The sequence below is a fragment of the Chengkuizengella axinellae genome (assembly GCF_030730905.1).
Lineage (GTDB): Bacteria > Bacillota > Bacilli > Paenibacillales > KCTC-33759 > Chengkuizengella > Chengkuizengella axinellae.
This window is the reverse complement of record NZ_JAVAMP010000002.1, coordinates 517,256-540,089: the sequence shown is the minus strand read 5'-3', so window position 1 is coordinate 540,089 and position 22,834 is coordinate 517,256. Positions and strand designations below refer to the sequence as shown.

Here is a 22,834-nt window from a genome sequence, read left to right as displayed (position 1 = left end):
CAAATTTAAAAAATTCAGTACAAACGTTTAGTCCTTTTATTCACTTAACACATAGGATATATCAATATTCAAAATCAGAAAGGATGGAACGATATGACTGTACGCAAAGTCCCTTCACCTGACTTCCCAACCATAAACGATGCACTAACAGAATCTGCTCCATACGACACAATCAGAGTAGATGAAGGTGTATTTCCAGAAATGATTGATATTAGCATAGAAGGTCTTCGTCTTATCGGTGCAGGAAAGGGAAAAACAATCATCGATGGGCAATCCTTAGGTGCAAATGATGGTATTACAATCAATGATGATTTAGTTACTATCGAAAACTTAACAGTACGTAACTTTAATGGTCGTGGTGTTTTTATAAATGTTAGTAGTAATATTATCCATAAAGTCCAACTTGTAAACAATCTAATTGGAATTAATTTAGATAGTGGAGATAACATCATATTAGAATGTGAAGTTAATGAAAGTATTGAAAATGGAATAGAGATAGTTGGCAACAATAACTATATCATGCATAGTACACTGAAAGGCAATCAACTTAATGGTGTATTTATATCTTCTAGTGGTGAATTTGATCAAAATTTAATTTACTGCTGCATAGCTAAGCAAAACACTCTAGATGGTTTTCATATAGGGGGAGTGGAATCTTATATTGTTTCAAGTACTGCCATTAAAAATGGCGGGAATGGTTTTAGTGAGAGTGGAATTATATTTGACAATGTATATGTATTTAATACATCCTTTGAAAATTGTGAAAATGGATTTGTCGTTGATAATGAGTCGTTATTATTTGAAAATGTTAGTAAAAATAATGGATTAAATGGCATATTAGCGCGAAATGGAGAGAACAGAATCATTCATAATCTTGTCATAAATAATAAAGACAATGGAATCCGAGTGGAAGATAGTGAGAATATCATTGATCGAAATACAATAAAAAATAATGGACTTGCTGGAATCAGTATAGCTGGAAATGAGACCGCCGTAAGATCCAATTGTATTCAAGGAAATAACCCAGATATCATGATGGAAGCATTAGTAATAGATTGTACCTTTGCAGATAATGATTGTAAAACGAGTATACCTCCAGGACTATGTGAGAGAAATGACGCGATCGATGTAAAAGAAGGGGATTCCATCCAACAAGCTGTAGAAGATGCACAGGAAGGTTATCAAATCAATATTGGAGCTGGATTTTTCAATCAACAAGTTGACATTCCTAATAGTAAGGATCGGCTCAGAATTGTAGGAGTAGACAGATGTAAAACCATCATTGATGGTACAAATATAGATGGCGACGGTATTTGTGTTAATAGTGTTTTAAGCTCAATAGAAAATTTAACTGTTCAAAATTTTGGATCCAGCGGAGTGGTTTTTGATGAACTAATGAATATTATTGATAGAGTTCTATCAAAAAACAATACTTTAGATGGATTTGTTGACAATGGGACGACAGATACAACTATTCTTTTTAATCAATGTCATGCAATTATGAACAAGGGAAATGGATTTAATAGCCCTAGTACAAATTTAAATTACTTCATTAAATGTATCGCTAATGATAATCGTGATCATGGGTTTATAGTAGATGATAATCATTTATTATTATTTAATGAAGTAAAAAATAATAGAATGAACGGTATGACAGTAGATAATGAGAATATTATGATCGGAAATTGTGCTTTAAATAATAAAAGAAATGGTATTTTTATAGATGAAGATAACTTATTGTTTAATAATAAAACCATTGAAAATTCAATGGATGGAATTAGATCAAATGATAATCAGAATGAGAATTTAATTTGGGGTAATGTATGTAATAAAAATAAAGGAAATGGAATTGAACTAAATGTAGACCTTCATAGAATTATCAACAATGTGATTCAATTAAATAAAACTAACGGAATACAATTGAATGAAATTTCTTCTGTTGATAGTATCATAGATCATAACTGTGTTGAAAATAATAAAGGAGCTGGAATCCTCATAGAAGGTGCAGCTGCTGATAATTTTGGTGTCCGTTCTAACTGTTTATCTGGCAACAATCCAGATATTCAAAATAATTCAGAGTCTACTGCTAATATTGCCATTGATGAGAACAAATGTGATTCAAGCATCCCTGATGGGCTATGTGAAGGATCATGTGGATCTAAGAATTTTTTTAAACGTTAACTTTAATCCTACTATGCTCAATATTCAAAATGGATTATACTCCATCAAATAGGAGTATTTTATTTGCTTGTATTTTTAAGTTTCATAGAACTATTCCTATATTCATTGCCCTCCTCCCCATGATCAATTCAATCGTTTTTTTCAATCATTCATTATTCATTGCCCAATTTATAAAATCCAGTGCATTTGTCTAGTCCTTTTGTTCACCTCCTAAATACAATAGATCAAAATCCACAATCAGAAAGGACAAATCCGATATGACCGTACGCAAAGTTCCTACAGTTGAATTTCCAACAATAAATAACGCACTATTAGTATCTCAGCCATACGATACAATCAGAGTTGGGGAGGGTAATTTCCCAGAAACTCTTGAAATTATTATAAAAGGATTACGTCTTATCGGTGCTGGGAAAGGTAAGACGATTATAAATGGGCAAGACCTTGGTGTTACTAATGGCATTACAATAAACAATGAATTGGTCACTATTGAGAACTTAACAGTACAAAATTTCAAGGGAGCAGGCATTTATGTAAATATGGATGAGAATATTATTCACAAAGTGATGGCGATCAATAATGAAATTGGAATTGATATAGCTGACGGTAATAGAAATATGGTATTCAAATGTGAGATAAATGAAAATGTTGGAGAAGGACTCATTTCTCGAAGTATTCTCAACAAAATTATGCATAGTAAAATGATCGGTAATCAAGCCAACGGTCTATTAGTAGAAAGTCAAATTCAAAATAATTTAATATATTGTTGTTTAGCACAAAAAAACAAACAGGATGGTTTTCATGTTCTGGGCAATGAATGTTATTTCATTTCCAATACTGCTAAACAAAATGGTTTTAACGGATTTAACGTGACTGACTCACTTGAAAATTTTTATATATTTAACAAAGCCATCGAAAATAATGGAAATGGATTTGTCGTAGATCTTGAAAGCACATTATTTGAAAATATCAGTAAAAAAATGGTTTAAATGGGATATTAGCGATAGATCAGGAGACAAGAATCATAAAAAATCAAGTATTCAATAATAAGGGCAAAGGCATTCAAGTAGAAGGCGATAACAATGTAATTGATAAAAACTTTGTAAAAAATAACAATCTTGCTGGAATTCATATTACTGGCAATAACATTGCAATTCGTTCCAACTGTATACTAGGAAATACTCCAGATATTTTGAAAGACGAATTGATAACGGGTGGTACTTTTGCAGACAACATTTGTGAAACGAGTATACCATCAGGGTTGTGTGAAAGAAATGATGCTATCGATGTACAGGAAGGAGATTTTATTTTATTCAACAGGCAATAGAAGATGCACAAAATGGCTATCAAATCAATGTAGGTCAAGGTTTCTTCAATGAACAAGTGACCATTCCAATGGATAAAGCTCGTCTCAGAATTGTCGGATCTGGTATATGTAAAACCATCATTGATGGTACAAATTTAGTTGGAGATGGAATTACAATGAATAGTTTCCTCAATTCAGTAGAAAATCTATCGGTTCAAAATTTTAGTTCCAGTGGAATAAATATAACAAACAGTACAAATACACTTGATAAAGTGGTGGTAAAAAACAACAATGAAGATGGAGTTATGATCTCAGATAGTGGGGAAACAACAAGCCTTTTAAATCAATGTGAAGCTATAAGAAACCGTAGAAATGGATTTAACGGTTCGGAAAGTGATTTAAATTATTTTATTAGAAACAAAGCAAGTCAAAATCAAAGTCATGGTTTTACCAGTGAAGATGTTAATGTATTTTTATTTAATGATGCAAAACAAAATGGTTTAAATGGACTATCATTCGTTGATGAAAACATATGTATCGAAAATTGTGCTTTAAATAATAAAAGCAACGGATTTATAGCTGAAGATGATGATAACTTATGGTTTTTGAATAAAGCGATTGGAAATTCATTAAATGGCATTGATACAGAATTTGATTGCAACATAATTTGGGGAAATGTTTGCAACAATAATAAGGGTGACGGTATCAAGTTAGTTAGTGAAGATAATAGAGTGATCAAAAATATTTGTCAAATGAATAGAGGGAATGGCATTCAATTAAATGAAGAAGTTGAATCCATTATCGATCATAACTGTATAGAAAACAATCTAGAAGCTGGTATTTTATTATAGTAAACCCTAGAGTTGAAGAAGCAGGAATCCGCTCTAATTGCTTATCTGACAATACACCAGACATTCAGAACAATTCACCAAATGGTACAGATATCGTCATCGATGAGAATAAATGCGATTCTAGTATCCCAGAAGATCTTTGTGAAGGATCATGTAAACAGAAAGGATTTTTCAAAAGGTAGCTCCTCCTACTCTATAATTAACATCACACTCCCCTTCTATGTATTGGATCGTTCGTTCAATCATTGCATATCTAACATACTTCAAGTTGACCAACAGATAGGTGTATTTTATGTATTCTCCACACTCTTTATTTTCATTAGCCTAAATTGAATAAATTCAGTACACCTGTCTAGTCCTTTCGTTCACATTTTACATAGGATATATCACATTCCAAAATTTGAAAGGATGAAAACAATATGACCGTACGAAACGTTCCAACTGCTGAATTCCCTACAATTCAAAATGCGTTAGATGTATCTCAGCCCTACGATACCATCAGAGTAGGAGAAGGAAACTTTCCAGAATCACTTAATATTAATGTAGAAGGACTTCGCCTAATTGGAGCAGGTAAAGGAAAAACAATGATTAGTGGGCAAAACTTAGGTGTTAGTGATGGCATCATAATCAATAATAAGTTAGTCACCATTGAAAATTTAACAGTACAACACTTCAATGGAACAGGCATTTTTATAAATTCTTCAAATGAAAACATTATCCATAATGTGCAAGGATTAAACAATAAAATAGGAATAGATATAGATGGTTTTAGAAATATAATATTTGGATGTGATATGAATGAAAATGCTGGGGAGGGAGTCGTTTCTAGAAGATCTACCAATTTTATTTTGCTTAGTAAAATGATCGGTAATAAATCTAATGGTTTATTATTAGAAGGTAGTATTAATTTCATTTACTGTTGTTTAGCTCAGCAAAACAGACAAAATGGATTTCAAATCGAGCGAAGTAGTTGTTATATCATCTCAAGTACTGCTATAAAAAATGGCAGTAATGGTTTTAGTAATTCCAGTGAATCGTTGGAAAATATATATACATTAAACAAATCTATTGAAAATCAAGAAAATGGGTTTTTAATAATGAATGGAATCATAGGAAATGAAGCATTATTATTTGATAATGTGACTAAAAACAATGTGTTAGATGGTATTTTAGTTGTTAATGCTGATGTTAACGCCAAAACAAGAATCATAAGAAATCATGTATTAAACAATAAAAGAAATGGAATTCGGATAGAAGGCAATGAAAATGTCATTGATCGAAACATCGTAAGGAATAATGAAAAAGTTGGAATCTGTATCTCAGGAAATGAGACTGCTGTTCGTTCCAATTGTATAAGAGGCAATACTCCAGATATTTTTGTTGAAGAACTAGTAACTGATTGCACTTTTGCAGATAACGATTGTCAAACAAGTATACCAGGTGGATTATGTGCCAGAAATGACGCCATTTTTGTACCGGGTGATTTTGACACGATCTCTGAGGCAATTGAGAATATAGATACTCTATCAGGTTTTCAAATCAATGTTAGTAAAGGTATATTTGATGAGCAAGTGAATATTCCAGTTACAAAAAGTCGACTCAGAATTGTTGGATCAGGTATGTGTAAAACGGTAATTGAAGGTGCAAATATATTAGATGATGGCATTACAATCAATAGTAGACTCAACTCCATTGAAAATTTAACGGTGCAAAATTTTGGGTCGGACGGAGTAAATATACTCGAGAGGTTTAATATTTTTGAAAAAGTTCAATCCAAAAATAATTTGGGAGATGGATTTAAAATCTCTGAAGATGAAAGTTTTTTCAATCAGTGTGAAGCTAAAAGAAACAAAAATAATGGTTTTAATGGTGAAGATGACCATACCTTGATTAGATGTAAAGCCAATCATAATATAAAAAATGGTTATACATTCTTATGTAACAATTTATTTTTATTTAATGAAGCAAATCATAATAACTTGAATGGTTTTACCTTCAATGATGAAAATAATTTCATCGGAAATTGTGCCTTATATAATAACGCCAGTGGTTTTGTCACAACATTGGATGACTGTTTATGGTATCTAAATAAAGCAATTGGAAATGCTCTAGATGGTATTGAAGCAATAGAGCTTACTCATATTATTTGGGGTAATATATGTAATAAAAATAAAAGGAACGGTATTAGTTTAACTGGTGCAGGTCATCGTGTAATCAAGAATAGTTGTCAGATGAATAAACAGAATGGTATACAAGCAAGTGTATCATTTGATCCAGAAATTGAAACTATCATTGACCATAATTGTATAGAAAACAACCTGGAAGCCGGCATAATCATAAAGGACCCTGCTGCTGATTTCTTTGGCATCCGATCCAACTGTTTAGTTGAAAACAATCCAGATATCCAAAACAATTCAGAGTCTACTGATAATATCGTTTTTGATGAAAATAAATGTAATTCAAGTGTCCCAGATGGGCTTTGTGAAAGATCAATTCATTAGATTATGGATTATCATTAGCCCTTAATTTTCCATCGCCCATTTTATAAAATTCAGTGCAAATGTCTAGTCCTTTTGTTCACATCTTACATAGAATATATCAAAATTCAAACTCAGAAAGGACGAAAATGCAATGACAGTACGAAACGTTCCAACAACTGAATTTCCTACCATAAATGATGCACTAGCAGAATCTCAGCCATATGATACCATAAGAGTGGGAGAAGGTACCTTTCCAGAATCTCTTAATATTGACATAAAAGGTCTTCGACTTATCGGAGAAGGGAAAGGAAAAACAATCCTTGATGGGCGAGACTTAGGTTTAACCGATGGCATAATAATTGATGAAAGTTTCGTTACAATCCAAAACTTAACTGTACAAAACTTCAATGATTCTGGCATTTGTGTAGAAGCTTCCAACAACATTATTCATAAAGTTGGAATTCTAAATAATCTAAACCATGGTATTGAACTTCAATCTACCGCTCCTAAAACCATAATTATTGAATGTGAAATCAATGAAAACGTTGGAAATGGGATAAACGTAGATAGTGATGACAATTATATTATCCAATGTAAAATGATCCATAATTTAAATGGGGTTTTTCTAGATGAAGAAAATAATATAATCTCCTGTTGTTTAGCTCAACAAAACAGACAAGATGGATTTATCATAGATGGAAATGTAAATTATATTATTTCAAATGCTGTTATAAATAATAGCGGTAATGGAATTAATGAAACTAATGAAGATTCTAATTTTTATGCTTTGAACAAGTCATTGGGAAATTCAGGGAATGGATTTATAATTGGTAATTTTACAACTGTGTTTGAAAATATTAGTAAAGACAATGGTTTAAACGGTATGATAGGAGGTGATGATGCTAGAATAATTAAAAATATCGTAACCGGCAATAAAGGTAATGGAATTCTTATGGAAGATCGGGACTCTGTGATTGATCGAAACATTGTAACAAACAACACTCTTGCTGGTATCAGTATAACTAGAGATAACATAGCCGTTCGTTCTAATTGTATCAAAGGAAACTCACCAGACATATTAGTAGAAGTAGGGATTACGGGTTGTACATTTGCAGATAACGATTGTGAAACAAGCATACCACCTTCATTATGTGAACGAAATGATGCCATAGACGTACAAGTTGGTGAATCCATTCAACAAGCAATAAATGATGCACAAGATGGTTTTCAAATCAATGTCAGCAAAGGCATATTTCATGAAAAAATCAATATTCCTAATAGTAAAGATCGCCTCAGAATTGTTGGAGCAGGTGTGTGAAACAATCATAGATGGTACCAATCTGACAGGGAACGGCATAACGATTGATAGTCAACGCAACTCGATCGAAAATCTGACAGTTCAACATTTTGATGCTAATGGCATACTTATAAATGATGAAGATAACACATTTGATAAAATTCAATCCAAAAATAATCAAGCAGATGGTTTTCAAATCAATGAATCATCTTTACAAACTCTGTTTAATCTATGTGAAGCAAAAATGAATGGTAATAATGGATTTCGTTTTCAGTCAGGTAACTTAAACTATCTCATAAAATGTAATGCCACTTATAATGGAGGAGATGGATTTATAACTGATGTAAGTGATGACAATTTATTTTTATGTAACACATCAAAGCAGAATGGAATGAATGGGTTTAATATACTAAGAGATCATAATTTGTGTATTGGAAATTGGACTTTTAATAATAAAGGAAACGGATTTCGTATACTTGATAATTGCTTCATGTTCAATAACAGAACCGTTGGAAACTCATTAAATGGATTTAGTTTGATTGAAAATGATAACATTGTTTGGGGAAACGTTTGTAACAAAAATAATCAAAATGGGATTGAATTAAATTTTTGTGAAAGTCGAGTCATTAAAAATGTTTGTCAACTAAATAATAACAATGGCATTAATATAAATGAGAATGATTCAATTAATAGCATCATAGATGACAACTGTGTAGAAAACAATACAAAAGCTGGTATCATTATAGAAAAACCTACTACTGATAACTTTGGCGTCCGCTCCAATTGTTTGACAGGCAATAATCCAGATATCCAAAATAATTCGGAGTCTACTGATAATATCGTCATTGATGAAAATAAATGTAACTCAAGCATTCCTGATGGACTATGTGAAAATCCCCGTAACCAACAGATATTCTTTAAAAGGTAACCTCCCCCACCCTACTCGATATGATTTAAATTCCACTCAAATACTCCTGCATATCTTAGGGTGTTTTTTAGCATCACATATCTTATATAAATCAAATCGACTAATTAAATAGGTGTATACATTCTCCTCATTCTTTTTTTTGCCTAAATTCAATAAATTCAGTACACCTGTCTAGTCCTTTCTCTCACATTTTACATAAGATATATCAAATTCCAAAATCTGAAAGGACGAAAGCGATATGACTGTACGAAAAGTCCCAACAACTGAATTCCCAACAATAAATGAAGCACTAGCAGTTTCTCAACCATACGATACCATCCGAGTGGGAGAAGGCACATTTGCAGAATCACTTTCCATTAATGTAGAAGGACTTCGACTGATCGGAGAAGGTAAAGGAAAAACAACCATTGATGGACGAGACTTAGGTTTAACTGATGGCATTATCATTGATGATAATTGCGTTACCATTCAAGACTTAACGGTACAGAACTTCAAAGGTTCTGGCATTTGTGTAGTTGGTTTTACCAATATAATTCATAAAGTTCAAATATTAAATAATGGGAGCCATGGCATTGAAATCAACACTAGTTTAAACATAGTTATTGAATGTGTAATCAATGACAATATTGAAAATGGGATTGTAGTTGAAAGAGATGATAATTATATAATCCAATGTAAAATAATTCATAATTTAAATGGGGTATTTTTAAATGATGATAATAATTTAATCTACTGTTGTATAGCTCAGAAAAACAGGCAAGATGGATTTAACGTAAGTAGTTGCAGAAATTATATTATTTCATGTGCTGCTATAAATAATAACGGAAATGGATTTAATGATAATAATGAAGATTCTAATTTTTATACTTTGAACAAAGCGTTAGGAAATTTAGAAAATGGGTTTGTTATTGGTAATTTTACAGTCTTGTTTGAAAATATAAGCAAAGAGAATGGTTTAAACGGTATGATAGGAGCTGATGATGCTAGAATTATAAAAAATCTAGTGATGGGAAATAAAGAAAATGGAATTAGAATCGAAGGTAAGGATTCTTTAATTGATCGTAACATTGTAACAAACAACACTGTTGCTGGAATTAGCATAGCGGGAAATAATATAGCCGTGCGCTCTAATTGTATAAAAGGAAACTCACCAGATTTATTCGTAGAAATAGAAATTGTAGGTTGTACTTTTGCAGACAACACTTGTGAAACAAGTATGCCTTTTGGATTATGTGAAAGGAATGACGCCATCGATGTACAAGAAGGTGAATCCATTCAACAAGCAATAAGTGATGCACAAGATGGTTTTCAAATCAATGTTAGCAAGGGTATATTTCATGAACAGATCATGATTCCTATCAATAAAGATCGTCTCAGAATTGTTGGATCAGATGCATGTGAGACAATTTTAGATGGTAAAAATATAGCAGGGAATGGCATGACTATTGAAAGTGAACGCAATTCGATTGAAAATATAACAGTTCAACATTTTGGATCGAGCGGAGTGCTTATAAATAATGAAGAGAACACATTTGATAAAGTTCAATCAAAAAATAATCAAGCAGATGGATTTCAAATCAATAATAATCAAAACCTGTTCAATTTATGTGAAGCAAAAATGAATGGAAACAATGGATTTCATCTTCAGGTAGATAGTGAATTAAATTATTTTTTAAAATGTAATACGAATCATAATGGAGGGAATGGATTTTTAGAAGATGAAATTAGTAATGAACACTTATTTTTTTGTAACACATCAAAGCAAAATGGAATGGACGGTTTTAGATTGTTAAGTGATCCTAATTTGTGTATTGGGAATTGGGCTTCCAATAATAAAGGAAATGGATTTTTTATAAATGAAGACTCCTTAATATTAAATAATAAAACAATAGACAATTCATTAAATGGATTGTTCATTGAAGAAGATGAAACATTAATTTGGGGAAATGTTTGTAACAAAAATAAGGCTGACGGTATTCAAATAAATGAACTTGAGAACAGAATCATTAAAAATATTTGTCAATTGAACAATGGTAATGGAATTCAAATAAATGACACCTTTTTTATTGAGAGCATCATAGACCACAACTGTATAGAAAACAATCTTAAATCAGGGATCATCATAGTAGATCCTACTGCGGATAACTTTGGAATCAGATCAAACTGTCTATCTGGAAACAGTCCTGATATTCAAAATAATTCAGAATCTACTGATAATATCGTTTTTGATGAAAATAAATGTAACTCAAGTATCCCAGGTGGGCTTTGTGAAGGAGATTGTCGAAAGAAGAAGTATTTTAAACGTTAAACTTCTAGTGAACACTTCTTTTAGAGGGACTACTTGTTCACTACAACTAAAATACCATTTCATATTTTCCATTATATCGTATTAACGTAATTGGGTTCCCTATTCCCTCTCTTTGGTATATGATATTGTAGGATGAACTTGAGAGGAGAAATCAAATGGCACAACTTTTTTTCAGATACGGTTCAATGAATAGTGGAAAATCAATTGATATTTTAAAAGTAGCTCACAATTACGAGGAACATGGCAAAGAAGTATTAATCTTCACTTCGGGTATTGATGACAGAGATGAAGTCGGTTATATTTCTTCAAGAATTGGCTTTAAAAGAAAAGCCATTCCTATATACAACGACACAAACTTAATTGATATAGTAAAAGAAAAATCAAACATTGCATGCATTCTAGTTGATGAAGTGCAATTTCTAAAAAAAGATCAAGTATTACAATTTGCTAAAATAGTGGATGAATTTAATATCCCTGTCATTGGATATGGGTTAAAGAATGATTTCCGTAATGAATTATTTGAAGGCAGCCAATACATGTTACTTTATGCTGATAAAATAGAAGAAATTAAAACGATCTGTTCTTTTTGCAGTCGAAAAGCAACGATGGTATTACGCTTTGAAGATGGAAAACCTGTATATTCTGGAGAACAAATTCAAATTGGCGGCAATGAATCCTATCATTCCGTTTGTCGAAAATGTTATGAAGGCAAAAAGAGTGAACTATAATTATTTACCAAACATAAGCACTCCATTCTAATGAAGGAGTGTTATTTCATGTAAAAAAACGGTATCCTATAGGAGATTCAACTTTTAATAGTGCTGTTTTTATTGATAATTCGAGTATTTCTGGATGTGAACAATGTTAAAACGATCTCACTCCTCATAATAGAGAAATGTTTCTAGGAAAATTAGATTAGATGTATGTTTATATATTGATTTGAATTTGTTTAGGATGGGAAACATCATCCATTTTTTCCCTTTTTTCCTGTTTATTCATCCACTTCCTTTCCAATCTAGTTTTCCTTTTTTGTATCTCCTTTATTGTTTCTACATACTTATTGTCCCTTCTTGAAAAAGAAATTCTTTGATACACTCTTTGCTCCGCTTCTTTAGTATAGTAAATCGCCTTTTCAAAATCCTTTTTCCGATGTTCATAATATTTTGCTAATTCAATATATGGTTCCGTATTTATCATACGTTGATGACCTTGAAGTTCAATAAATTCCCTCCATAGAAACACAGACGTTTCAACTTCCTTCTTTTTCTTAAAAATCATCGCTAGAGGAATAAAATAGTTCGGATCTTCTTCTGTCGCTCTTTTAATAAGCAATTCATAAACTTGTTGAAACTGATCTGTTAATTCCATTTTATTAAACCAAAGACACAAACGATATAACTCATCTAGTTCTATACTTTTATATAATTCTGTATCTTCAAATAAAGTTGTAAAATAAATACTCAACACCGCTAATGTTACGATATCTATTTCGTTATGACGAAATACATCCGCCATGATGTTCGGATCTTTCTCTGATAAATATTTAAAATAAAGCGTTGGCGCCATTGAACCTGGCACATCATCAACACGATGTATTCCTAATCTTTGATGTTCCACATAACTCAACTTACAAGTAGTTAATGTATTTCTCCACAAGCTTCTAGCAGGATATAAAAGATCCAAATGTTCCAAATGTTCTCCCTCATAAGTCTTTCGATGGAGCACGAATCTATTTTTTAGTAATGGCAAGTCAAACGTTTTACCGTTATAAGAAACTAGATGAGTAAATTGTTGGAACTTCTCATTCATATAAGTCAACATTGCCAATTCTTCACTCGGATTTCGAATAAATAATTGCTCTACAACGAATTCTTCTTTTGTATAATATCCAATACCTAACATAAACGGTACGTTACCAGTGCCTATACCCAATCCTGTTGTTTCAGTATCAAAAAACAACATCTTATCGTGTTGAATATTAGATTCTGATGCTTGCAAATGACACAGGACTTCTGCTTTGTCAACCAGTTGAGACAATGGATAGAAACCCACCTTTTTGTGAAATGGGATCTTTATGAGTCGCTTGATAAAGGATCCGTATGAAGTCGTTTCAGTAACAGCTCCTACTCCCCCCCATTCTTCTACTTCACTTGGTTGAGAAGAGGTCACTTGATCCTTTTCATTAATATCAGATGATGCATGAGTTTTTTTCAATCGATTTAATCTGTTTTTTAACTTACTCAAGTTACCCCTCCTCATTAAAATACATTTTTTACAATAAATAAATTTGATTAGTGAACCGAGTCTGTATTGTTTTCAATCATCAAAGTACTTAGTAGTTCTAAGGCTAACTCTTTCCCAGCTAGCCCCACCTCTTCAATTGGTCCAACACAAGCAGGACATCCACTTAAACAAGTACAACCTTGTATTAATTCCTTTGCTTGTTGTATCAACTCATGATGAACATCGTATAAACGTTCACTCAATCCCACTCCACCAGGGTAACGATCATAAAAGAATATCGTAGGGAGTTTCGTATGGATAGCTTTCACCTGTGGCACGACTCGAATATCCATCGGATCACACATTAAATATAACGGTGCTATATGTACTAATACGTTTGAAAGTCCTAATAACGCGAATTGAAGATCATTTTTACTGCGGTTTTCCAGAATGTCTTCGGCGAAGGAGAACCAATAAGCACTTGTATGCAGCTCTTCTTCTGGTAAATGAATCGGACCTGAACCAATATTTTCATGCGTTCTGTATTTGATTTTTTTAAAAAATGTTGCTTTAGCATTGACAGTTACTTCCCCATATTGAAGATCATGAGTTTTTGTTTCAGCTTGTTTATCCACCTGAAGTACTTTTAATTGAACGGCAAGGTTTGCGTCTGTAAAATAATCCACATCCACTTTTCGCACAAAGGCTTTCTTCTCTTCAAAGTCTAATTTTTCTACTTGGAACTGTATCCCTTCATGAATATAAATGGCTTCTTCGTGAATTAGTGTCGGTGCGCTGAAACGATCTACTTCCCCAATCACTCTGCTGCCTTCTGTCATATCTATAATGATAAAGTTTTCCTGTGCAGCAGAGCGCAAAGAAATATTATGAGCAGGGAAAGACTGCTCCATCCAATACCAACGATCCTCCACCTGATGTAATACTTTCTCCTCAGTTAAAAACTCTAATACTTCAAGTAGCGTCTCCCCACCAAAGGTTTCCCCTTTTTCAAAAGGCAATTCGTAAGCCGCACATTTTATATGGTCAATAAGAATTAATAAGTTGTCTGCTTCAATCCTTGCTTCCTCTGGTGTAGCTTCAAAGAAAAACTTTGGATTTTGAATAATGTATTGGTCCAATGGATTGCTGCTAGCAACCATAAAGGTGAGAGAGCTTTCTTGTCTTCTACCTGCCCGGCCTGATTGCTGCCATGTACTGGCTATGCTGCCTGGATATCCGTTCATCACACAGGCTTGCAGTTGCCCAATATCAATCCCTAGTTCTAGAGCATTCGTTGAAACAACACCTCGAATTTCTCCATTTCTTAGTCCCCGTTCAATTTCCCTTCGTTGCTTTGGCAAGTATCCTCCACGATACCCTCGAATGGACTTAGCGCCAAACTCATTTTTAGTTTGATCTTGCAAATATGTCAGTAATATTTCAACACGAACTCTGCTCCGTGCAAAAACAATGGTTTGAATACCATTTTTTAATAATAGACTTGCTAATTTTTGCGACTCTAACACACTGCTTCTACGGATACCTAATTGTTGATTCACCACTGGTGGGTTATAAAAAACAACATGCTTTTCTCCAGCTGGCGCTCCATTTTTATCTATTAAGGATACCTTTTGTTCCAATAATCGTTCAGCATGTTCTTTTGGGTTCGCTATCGTTGCTGAAGTACAAATAAACTGTGGATTTGAACCATAAAAATTGCAAATTCGTTTTAACCGTCGCAAAACGTTGGCAACATGGCTGCCAAATACTCCTCGATATGTATGTAATTCATCTATAACTATAAACTGCAAATTTTCAAAAAGCTTCACCCATTTCGTATGGTGTGGGAGAATAGCAGAATGCAGCATATCTGGATTGGTCACTACGATATGTCCAGCGTTTCTTATGGCTTGCCTCGCCGTAGGCGCAGTGTCCCCATCATAAGTATAAGCTTTTATGTCCATCTCTAATTGATTTACAATCTCGTTCACTTCTGCCACTTGATCCTGTGCTAATGCTTTTGTTGGAAACATATATAAAGCTCTAGCACTGTCATCCTCCAACAAACGCTGCAACACAGGCAAGTTGTAACATAACGTTTTTCCCGATGCAGTTGGTGTTACCGTCACCACATGATTTCCTTTTACAATCTCCCCAAAAGACTCTGCTTGATGCGTATAGAGACTTGCAATGCCTCTATCCAAAAAAACCTGCTTCAATTTATTATGAATTTGCCCGGGAAACTCTGCATATTTAGCTTCTCTAGCTGGAATCGTATGCCAATGTGTAATTTGTGGTTTGAACTGAGGCATTTCCTTCAACTCTGCAATCAAATCATGAAGAGAATCAAATTTACCTGTTAATCTATTCATTTATATAAAGCTCCTTGTTTTATCCGTATTAATAATTCATTTTCATTTTTCATAACAAATATTATACTTCCTATTTTACAGAATATATGTTCTAGGAGCAACGTTAATTTATTCAAGTTAAGCCATTGTATTTTTCCATTAAGGACAATCTCTCAATGAAGATACAACTCCAGCATGATCCGAAGGCCATAGTCCAGATGGTGTACGATTGACTTGTTGATCTCCCAAGATGTTAGCAATCAGTACCTTAAAATTTCCTTTAAATAGAATCAAATCAATCCTTTCATTTAAACTTGAAATAGTGTTTAATAAATTTCTTGCTTGAAAGGCAGTAAATCCCTTTCCACTTCCTGCAATATTCCATACATCCCTAAATCCAGCAGATATGAATAAGTCATAAGTTGGTTTTAAGGGTCCATCTGCATCAGAGTTAAAATCGCCTAACAATATAAGTGGAAGTGAAGTTTTAACAGGACCATCTAATAACTCTTTCGCTTGATTTAACCGTACTTCCATTGAATTTCCTTCTAAGTGCGTGTTTATTAATCTAAATGTTTGCCCTTCAAAAATAATATCTACTGAAGACCAGCCCCTTAGAATGGTAAAAGGGGCTCCACCAACCAAAACTGATAAATTCTTAGAATAATTGTGTTCTTGTATGTTGCAAAAACAAAAACCTGCATTCCTTTTGGCAAGTATAACATCACGATCTTGGATTCCAATCAAGTCTCCTGTACTACTTGGTAACTCACTACTAAAGTTATGATTCATCGCCACTACACTATAATCTAAACCCAATCTATTTAATTCTTTTATTAAAATAGTTAAAAAATTAGTTTCAATCCTCTTAACAATACTTCTAACTGTCCAAATAGCTACCTCTTGTAGTCCTATTAATTGTGGATTTGCAACTTTAATTTGCTGTGCAATAGATGTTGCCCTTTCCTGAAAATCCGTCTGTTCAAATTGATTAAACACTTCTGTAGTAACCTTCGGAACCTCTTGAGGTGTAGTATTAATAAGTGGAGTTAGATCAGCACCAAAATAAATATTCCATGTCAAAAATGTGAGGGGTAACTTTTTATAAATTCCCATAATGCAATCTCCTATTTTTATTGAGTTAAGATATGATATTCGTGTTAGAAATGAATTGTTTGGAGACTTGCCTACTATAAAAAGTACATTTTGAAGAACATAAACGATAAATTCTCACAATAAAGTGTCTCAATAAAATTCTTCTCAAAACAACAGCAGTACCTTTGAATCAGGTACTGCTGTTGTTTTAACGCATCTTCACAATATTATTTTACTTTACTATACTAGGTTTTTAGTATTATCTGAAGTCGTATTTCTAACCTCTAAACTAGGCATAAGCACAACACGCTGCTTTGATTGCTTTTCTTGTTTAATTTCCTTTACCAATAACTCTACTACTTGTTTCCCCATATCTTGAATAGGTTGGGCAATTGTCGTTAAAGGAGGATCGCAAAGAGAGGCTAAAATGGTATTATCAAACCCGATAATGGATAAATCACTTGGAATTTCAACTCCAATTTCCCTAGCAGCTTGGATCACTCCCATAGCTAATAAATCATTACAGGCAAAGATGGCAGTTGCTGGATTATTTTCAGCTAAAATCGTGGCAGCTACTTCTCTTCCACCCTCTATAGTAAAATCGCTCACATGTATCTGCTCTTCATCATATTCCATACCATGATCTTCTAAAGCTTGTCGATAACCTCTAATACGTTCCTTACTGCTCATTACTTTTAAGTCTTCAGCAATAATAGAAATTTTTTGATGTCCTAAGCTGATCAGATGTGAGGTTGCTTCATAACCTCCCATATAATCATCCACAAGCACTGTATCAACAGGAAGTGAAGGAAGATCCCTGGCGATTAAAGCAATCGGCAATTTTTTCTTTAATAGATTTTGTAAAACATCTGTGTTCCTAGTACCAGTCGCTATAATAATGCCGTCTACTCTTTTTTGTTCCAATAAGGAGATGTACTTGGATTCTTTATCTATATTGTTATCGGTACTGCACATCATTACACTAAAGCCTAATTCATTGCCCATATCTTCCACACTGCGAGCAATTTCCGCAAAAAACGGATTGGCTATATCTGGGATTAATAATCCAATCGTATGTGTCCTCTTTCCAGTCAGTGCTGAAGCCACGATACTAGGTTGATAATCAAGTTCCTTCATGACCTTCATTACTTTTTGTTTTGTTTTATCTCCGATTCTACCCGTATTATTGATCACTTTTGAAACAGTTGCAATTGATACACCTGCTTCACGAGCGATATCATATATCGTAGGTTTCATTGAGCTACTCCTTCTAAATATACGTTCGTTGATTTTAAATCATTATAACCTAAATGAATAAAAAATGTTATATTTATTGAAAGAACCGCTCTTAGCGGTTCTTTGTGTATCCTATAAATTATTTTGAATCAATAAAATATTTATTAAGTCCAACGAGCTGTCATCATTTTTCTTCTTGTATAAAACTCTACTCCATCCGTACCATTGGCATGTAAATCACCATAAAAAGAGTTTTTCCATCCTGAGAATGGGAAGAATGCCATCGGAGCAGGTACGCCCAAATTGATTCCTAACATACCAGACTCTATGTTTTCTCTAAAATAACGAACATTGCTTCCGTCCTGTGTAAATAAACACGCACCATTACCAAAATCAGATCTGTTGGATACCTCTACTGCTTCCTCTAAATTCTTTACTCTAACTATGGACAATACAGGAGCAAAAATTTCATCCTTCCAAATTTTCATCTCAGATGTGACATGATCAAAAATCGTAGGTCCGATATAATATCCTTTTTCGTTTACAAATTCATCCTTACGACCGTCTCGAATTAATTTTGCACCCTCATTAACTCCAATTTCAATATAATTCGCAGTTCTCTCTTTATGTTCAGCTCGAATGACTGGTCCTAAAAAGACATCTTCATCTAATCCGTTACCCATCTTTATCTCGTCTGCTTTTTCTTTGATCTTTTCTATTAAAGGTTCTACAACATCATCTACTGCCACTACTACGGAACAGGCCATACATCTCTCCCCTGCTGAGCCATATGCTGCTGTCACAATTTGATTCACTGCTTCGTCTAATTTGGCATCGGGCATAACGATACTATGGTTTTTAGCACCTGCCAATGCTTGAACACGTTTCCCGTTGGCTGCTCCAGTTTTGTAAATATACTCAGCAACAGGTTGTGAACCTACAAATGAAATCGCTGGTACATCAGGGTGTTCTAATAATCCATTTACCACATCGTGTGCACCATGAACGATGTTGAACACACCATCTGGTAAACCTGCTTCTTTGAAAAGTTCTGCTAAACGATTGGCTAATAATGGAGTTCTTTCAGATGGTTTTAAAACAAATGTATTACCGCAAGCAATAGCTAATGGGAACATCCAACAAGGAACCATCATTGGAAAGTTAAAAGGTGTAATTCCACCAATCACACCGACAGGATAACGGTACATTCCTGACTCCAGGTTTGTTGCAATATCTGGTAATTGTTTACCCATCATTAACGAAGGAGCACCTGCTGCAAACTCTACACATTCTATTCCACGTTGTACTTCTCCGTAAGCTTCTTTATAACTTTTTCCATTTTCTTGTGTAATTAACTTCGCAAGCTCATCCCAATGATCTACTAATAACTGCTGATATTTAAATAATATACGTGCTCTTCTAGGAACAGCGGTTTTACTCCATGTTTTAAAAGCTTCTTTAGCAACTGCCACCGCATTCGAAACATCTTCTTTTGTAGATAGAGGTACCTCTGCGATTTTTTCTTCTGTTGCTGGATTTGGTACTGCTAATGTATCGGCAGCTGTTGAATCTACCCATTGTCCACCAATGAAATTATTTAGCGTTTCCATTTGTGTTTTATTTGTCATGACCCATTCTCCTCCATATTTTAGTTCACATTTAAAAATTAATTCACTTCACTTTATGTGCTGGCACTCGTTCCTTTATGTGTTTCTATCACACTATGAACCTGCTCATACGTAGGCATTGCATCTGAACAACTATGACTTGATATCACTATAGATGCAGCTGCACTTCCAAACTCCATTGCTGTATCTACTTTCCAACCTTTCATTAATCCATATATAAACCCTGCTGCATATGAATCCCCTGCTCCAAATGTTTTTACTATTTTTGCTGGGAATATGGAACCAGTATATGATTTACCGTCCTTAGCATATGCAATAGAACCCTCTGCTCCATGTTTAATGACTACAATTTTGGCATTGTAATCAAACCACTTTTTGGCCGTAATCCAGTCATCACTCTTATCATAGAGTTCCATTTTCTCCATCATATCGAATTCTTCTCGAGTTCCTATGATGACATCACATTTTTCAGCTGCGAGGTTGTAATACGTTGCTGTTTCTTGTTCAGACTCCCAAGTATACGGTCTATAATCAATATCGAAAAATACAACAACACCATGTTTTCTAGCATATTGCAAAGCTAGGAATACTGCTTCTCTAGACGGGCTTTTTGCTAGTGCTGTTCCAGAGATTAAAATCGCTTTGGATTGTTTGATATATTCCTCTGACACATCATTTGGCTCTAATTTCAAGTCTGCTACGTTGTCTCGATACATAAGAATGCTGCAATCAGTTGGACTTTTGATTTCTGTAAAAGCTAACCCTGTTACTGTTCCCGATTTATCTGTAATCACATTGGATGTATCAATATTGTTATTTTTCAAATATTGCTCTATGAATCGGCCCATTTGGTCGTCTGCAATTCGTCCGATAAAACCAGATTTCATATCTAGTCTAGACATTCCAATCGTTATATTCGCTGGAGAACCGCCAACATATTTCGTAAATGTCATCGTTTCTTCCATCGGTCTATGAATCTCGTTTGCATTTAGGTCTACACATAATCTACCTACACCTATAAAGTCTAGTTTTTTATTTTGATCAAAATTTAATAGATTCATCTCATTTCACCTGACTTCCATAAGCTTTCATTCTTTGCATCAACCATTCGTGATTTGGATCATTTTTAAATGCCCAAGTTCGAACAGGACCTGCCATTACATTTAGGTAGTAAACCTCATAACCAGGAGGGGCAGATACAGGGTGATATCCTTTAGGTACAAGTACTGCATCCCCATTTTTTACTGTTAAAGTTTCATCTAATGAAAGGTCATCTGTATACACACGCTGGATAGCAAAACCATGTTCAGGATTAACTTTATGATAGTAGGTTTCTTCTAAATAAGACTCTTCTGGAAGGTTATCTTGATCATGTTTATGAGGCGGATAACTAGACCAATGCCCTTCTGGAGTAAATACTTCTACTACTAATAGGCTATCTGCTTCAGCTTGCTCAGGTAAGATGTTGTGAATGGTACGTTCCATATTGCCTGATCCTCTTAATTCTACTCCAACATCTTCTGGAGCGATTAAACGTGCTGGTAGTGTTCCTTTTCCGGGGGCAGCACAAACAGCAAGTTGAAGTTCTGTTAACGCTAATACCTCATAAAAGTCTCCCGATGGAATGTAAACGGAATATGGAGGTATTTTTTCGAACACACTCATACGCTTTCCAATATTTTCCCATCTCTCAAGCTTTGTATTTACAGATGCTTTTCCACTTAACAAAACTATACAAATCTCTTTATCTTCCGTTACTTTTTTGATGGATTGACCTTCATTTAAGGAGAACACTTCAAAGCCTACATATTCCCAACCTGCTGATTCAGGTGTAATTGAGATTACTTGACCTTTGTCATCTGGTTGTTTCGTTGATACTATGAATTCTGACATTTTACCATTCCTTTCTACTCTAAATTTGCTGAAAATCGCTTCTGATTTGATGATGAACCAATTTATTAAGCAATGATGTCACTATCCTCCAGGTGTATCATACGTTTTGCTTGTTATTTAATTCATTAAATGTATTTTGTATATAATCCTTTGATTTTTGTGCGTACTCAACTGGATTTTTTACCGCTGGATCCTGTTCTGCTTCAAGGATTGCCCAGCCCGTGTAATTTTGTTTTAAAAGATATTCAAAAATGGGTTTGAAATCAATAATCCCATCACCAGGTACTGTAAAAACATTTTTTGCAATCGAATGTTTGAAGCTGATTTTTCCTTTTTTAACCTCATCCAATACGTCTTGTCGTATGTCTTTAAAATGAATATGTTTTATACGGTCATAATGTTTAACGAGCACTTCATATGGATCAGCACCACCATAGTAAGCATGACCACTATCAAAAGTTAAAGACACCAAATCTGGATCTGTGGTTTCCATTAATCTATCAATTTCTTCCGGGTTTTCAACATTGGTACCCATATGGTGGTGATACACCAATGTCATTCCGTTTTCCTTGCAAATTTGACCTGCTTTCTCCAGTCCTTCAACCATGTTCTTCCACTCTTTATCTGTCAGTGGTTTTACATTTGCTACATTGGAATCTCTTCTTGGATCACCAATCGTTGAACCACCAAGCTCACATGTGACAACAACTTTACATCCCATGCTTTTCAAAAAGAGCACATGCTTCTTGTATGCTTCTAGTTCACTTTCATGTTTCGATTTATCTGCAAATAATACGCCTTTCCATTGAGAAACAAGCTGCATTCCTTTCTCTGAAAGTACATTTTTCAATTCACTTGCGTCACTAGGAAACTTACTGTGCATTTCTGTACCAACAAACCCTAAAGATTTCATTTCACTTAAAATTGTACTGCTTGTGTAATGCTCTCCAAGTTCTTTCACATCTTCATTAGACCAGTTGATCGGTGAAATCCCTAGATTAAAAGGGTATCTATTCATTTATGATCTCCTCCTTGTCGCTTCTCTTTTTTTAAAAGCAGT

At 33.9% G+C, this 22,834-nt stretch carries 17 protein-coding genes and 1 pseudogene; 10 read left to right on the top strand and 8 right to left on the bottom strand.

Features of this window, described 5'->3' with window-relative positions; genetic code table 11:
- Positions 1-93 precede the first annotated feature (93 nt).
- The 10 genes and pseudogenes from Q5Y73_RS08195 (at position 94) to Q5Y73_RS08155 (ending at position 12,076) form a co-directional block, all read left to right on the top strand.
- On the top strand, positions 94-2,181 hold the full coding sequence (locus tag Q5Y73_RS08195) for a right-handed parallel beta-helix repeat-containing protein (protein WP_305991373.1): 2,088 nt from the start codon (positions 94-96) through the stop codon (positions 2,179-2,181).
- Positions 2,182-2,438: 257 nt separating this feature from the next.
- Positions 2,439-3,167 carry a right-handed parallel beta-helix repeat-containing protein gene (locus Q5Y73_RS08190; RefSeq protein WP_305991372.1) on the top strand — a complete coding sequence of 243 codons (729 nt, stop codon included), beginning with the start codon at positions 2,439-2,441 and terminating at the stop codon, positions 3,165-3,167.
- Positions 3,168-3,172: 5 nt separating this feature from the next.
- Positions 3,173-3,310, top strand: a pseudogene (locus tag Q5Y73_RS24805) (hypothetical protein); the annotation flags it as partial.
- Positions 3,311-3,370: 60 nt separating this feature from the next.
- Positions 3,371-3,505: a hypothetical protein gene (locus Q5Y73_RS08185; RefSeq protein WP_305991371.1), complete on the top strand. Its 135-nt coding sequence runs from the start codon at positions 3,371-3,373 to the stop codon at positions 3,503-3,505.
- A gap of 68 nt (positions 3,506-3,573) precedes the next feature.
- Entirely contained in the window at positions 3,574-4,335 is a 762-nt protein-coding gene (locus Q5Y73_RS08180; protein WP_371320173.1) for a right-handed parallel beta-helix repeat-containing protein, read from the top strand.
- Between the two features lie 419 nt (positions 4,336-4,754).
- Positions 4,755-6,836 (top strand): pectinesterase family protein, encoded by a 2,082-nt coding sequence (locus Q5Y73_RS08175; RefSeq protein ID WP_305991370.1) that lies wholly within the window; start codon positions 4,755-4,757, stop codon positions 6,834-6,836.
- Between the two features lie 130 nt (positions 6,837-6,966).
- The gene (locus Q5Y73_RS08170; protein ID WP_305991369.1) at positions 6,967-8,133 is read left to right on the top strand and encodes a right-handed parallel beta-helix repeat-containing protein; all 1,167 of its coding nucleotides are present in this window, start codon (positions 6,967-6,969) and stop codon (positions 8,131-8,133) included.
- Positions 8,072-9,040, top strand: a complete 969-nt coding sequence (locus Q5Y73_RS08165; protein WP_305991368.1) for a right-handed parallel beta-helix repeat-containing protein — start codon at positions 8,072-8,074, stop codon at positions 9,038-9,040. The genes Q5Y73_RS08170 and Q5Y73_RS08165 overlap by 62 nt, the downstream gene beginning before the upstream one ends.
- A gap of 238 nt (positions 9,041-9,278) precedes the next feature.
- Positions 9,279-11,348 carry a right-handed parallel beta-helix repeat-containing protein gene (locus Q5Y73_RS08160; RefSeq protein ID WP_305991367.1) on the top strand — a complete coding sequence of 690 codons (2,070 nt, stop codon included), beginning with the start codon at positions 9,279-9,281 and terminating at the stop codon, positions 11,346-11,348.
- 155 nt (positions 11,349-11,503) lie between these two features.
- Positions 11,504-12,076 carry a thymidine kinase gene (locus tag Q5Y73_RS08155; RefSeq protein ID WP_305991366.1) on the top strand — a complete coding sequence of 191 codons (573 nt, stop codon included), beginning with the start codon at positions 11,504-11,506 and terminating at the stop codon, positions 12,074-12,076.
- A 199-nt stretch (positions 12,077-12,275) separates the two neighbouring features.
- Here the strand turns inward: Q5Y73_RS08155 and Q5Y73_RS08150 are convergent, their stop codons facing one another.
- The 8 genes from Q5Y73_RS08150 to iolE all read right to left on the bottom strand — a co-directional run bounded on the left by Q5Y73_RS08150 (position 12,276) and on the right by iolE (position 22,792).
- Complete coding sequence (locus Q5Y73_RS08150; protein ID WP_305991365.1) at positions 12,276-13,592, bottom strand: ribonuclease H-like domain-containing protein; 1,317 nt, start codon at positions 13,590-13,592, stop codon at positions 12,276-12,278.
- A gap of 47 nt (positions 13,593-13,639) precedes the next feature.
- Positions 13,640-15,943, bottom strand: coding sequence for a DEAD/DEAH box helicase (locus tag Q5Y73_RS08145; RefSeq protein ID WP_305991364.1), 2,304 nt, complete (start codon positions 15,941-15,943; stop codon positions 13,640-13,642).
- 138 nt (positions 15,944-16,081) lie between these two features.
- On the bottom strand, positions 16,082-17,038 hold the full coding sequence (locus tag Q5Y73_RS08140; protein ID WP_305991363.1) for an endonuclease/exonuclease/phosphatase family protein: 957 nt from the start codon (positions 17,036-17,038) through the stop codon (positions 16,082-16,084).
- Positions 17,039-17,257: 219 nt separating this feature from the next.
- Positions 17,258-18,274, bottom strand: coding sequence for a LacI family DNA-binding transcriptional regulator (locus tag Q5Y73_RS08135; protein WP_305991362.1), 1,017 nt, complete (start codon positions 18,272-18,274; stop codon positions 17,258-17,260).
- Positions 18,275-18,417: 143 nt separating this feature from the next.
- The gene (locus Q5Y73_RS08130; protein WP_305991361.1) at positions 18,418-19,881 is read right to left on the bottom strand and encodes a CoA-acylating methylmalonate-semialdehyde dehydrogenase; all 1,464 of its coding nucleotides are present in this window, start codon (positions 19,879-19,881) and stop codon (positions 18,418-18,420) included.
- Positions 19,882-19,934: 53 nt separating this feature from the next.
- On the bottom strand, positions 19,935-20,942 hold the full coding sequence (gene iolC, locus Q5Y73_RS08125; RefSeq protein WP_305991360.1) for a 5-dehydro-2-deoxygluconokinase: 1,008 nt from the start codon (positions 20,940-20,942) through the stop codon (positions 19,935-19,937).
- Between the two features lies 1 nt (position 20,943).
- Complete coding sequence (iolB, locus tag Q5Y73_RS08120; protein WP_305991359.1) at positions 20,944-21,774, bottom strand: 5-deoxy-glucuronate isomerase; 831 nt, start codon at positions 21,772-21,774, stop codon at positions 20,944-20,946.
- 97 nt (positions 21,775-21,871) lie between these two features.
- Positions 21,872-22,792 carry a myo-inosose-2 dehydratase gene (gene iolE / locus Q5Y73_RS08115; protein WP_305991358.1) on the bottom strand — a complete coding sequence of 307 codons (921 nt, stop codon included), beginning with the start codon at positions 22,790-22,792 and terminating at the stop codon, positions 21,872-21,874.
- Between the last annotated feature and the right edge of the window lie 42 nt (positions 22,793-22,834).

Coding starts and splice junctions, on each gene's coding strand:
- Q5Y73_RS08195 (WP_305991373.1), top strand. CDS start 94: ATGACTGTACGCAAAGTCCCTTCACCTGACTTCCCAACCATAAACGAT.
- Q5Y73_RS08190 (WP_305991372.1), top strand. CDS start 2,439: ATGACCGTACGCAAAGTTCCTACAGTTGAATTTCCAACAATAAATAAC.
- Q5Y73_RS08180 (WP_371320173.1), top strand. CDS start 3,574: ATGGATAAAGCTCGTCTCAGAATTGTCGGATCTGGTATATGTAAAACC.
- Q5Y73_RS08175 (WP_305991370.1), top strand. CDS start 4,755: ATGACCGTACGAAACGTTCCAACTGCTGAATTCCCTACAATTCAAAAT.
- Q5Y73_RS08170 (WP_305991369.1), top strand. CDS start 6,967: ATGACAGTACGAAACGTTCCAACAACTGAATTTCCTACCATAAATGAT.
- Q5Y73_RS08165 (WP_305991368.1), top strand. CDS start 8,072: ATGAAAAAATCAATATTCCTAATAGTAAAGATCGCCTCAGAATTGTTG.
- Q5Y73_RS08160 (WP_305991367.1), top strand. CDS start 9,279: ATGACTGTACGAAAAGTCCCAACAACTGAATTCCCAACAATAAATGAA.
- Q5Y73_RS08155 (WP_305991366.1), top strand. CDS start 11,504: ATGGCACAACTTTTTTTCAGATACGGTTCAATGAATAGTGGAAAATCA.
- Q5Y73_RS08145 (WP_305991364.1), bottom strand. CDS start 15,943: ATGAATAGATTAACAGGTAAATTTGATTCTCTTCATGATTTGATTGCA.
- Q5Y73_RS08140 (WP_305991363.1), bottom strand. CDS start 17,038: ATGGGAATTTATAAAAAGTTACCCCTCACATTTTTGACATGGAATATT.
- Q5Y73_RS08135 (WP_305991362.1), bottom strand. CDS start 18,274: ATGAAACCTACGATATATGATATCGCTCGTGAAGCAGGTGTATCAATT.
- Q5Y73_RS08130 (WP_305991361.1), bottom strand. CDS start 19,881: ATGACAAATAAAACACAAATGGAAACGCTAAATAATTTCATTGGTGGA.
- iolC (WP_305991360.1), bottom strand. CDS start 20,942: ATGAATCTATTAAATTTTGATCAAAATAAAAAACTAGACTTTATAGGT.
- iolB (WP_305991359.1), bottom strand. CDS start 21,774: ATGTCAGAATTCATAGTATCAACGAAACAACCAGATGACAAAGGTCAA.
- iolE (WP_305991358.1), bottom strand. CDS start 22,792: ATGAATAGATACCCTTTTAATCTAGGGATTTCACCGATCAACTGGTCT.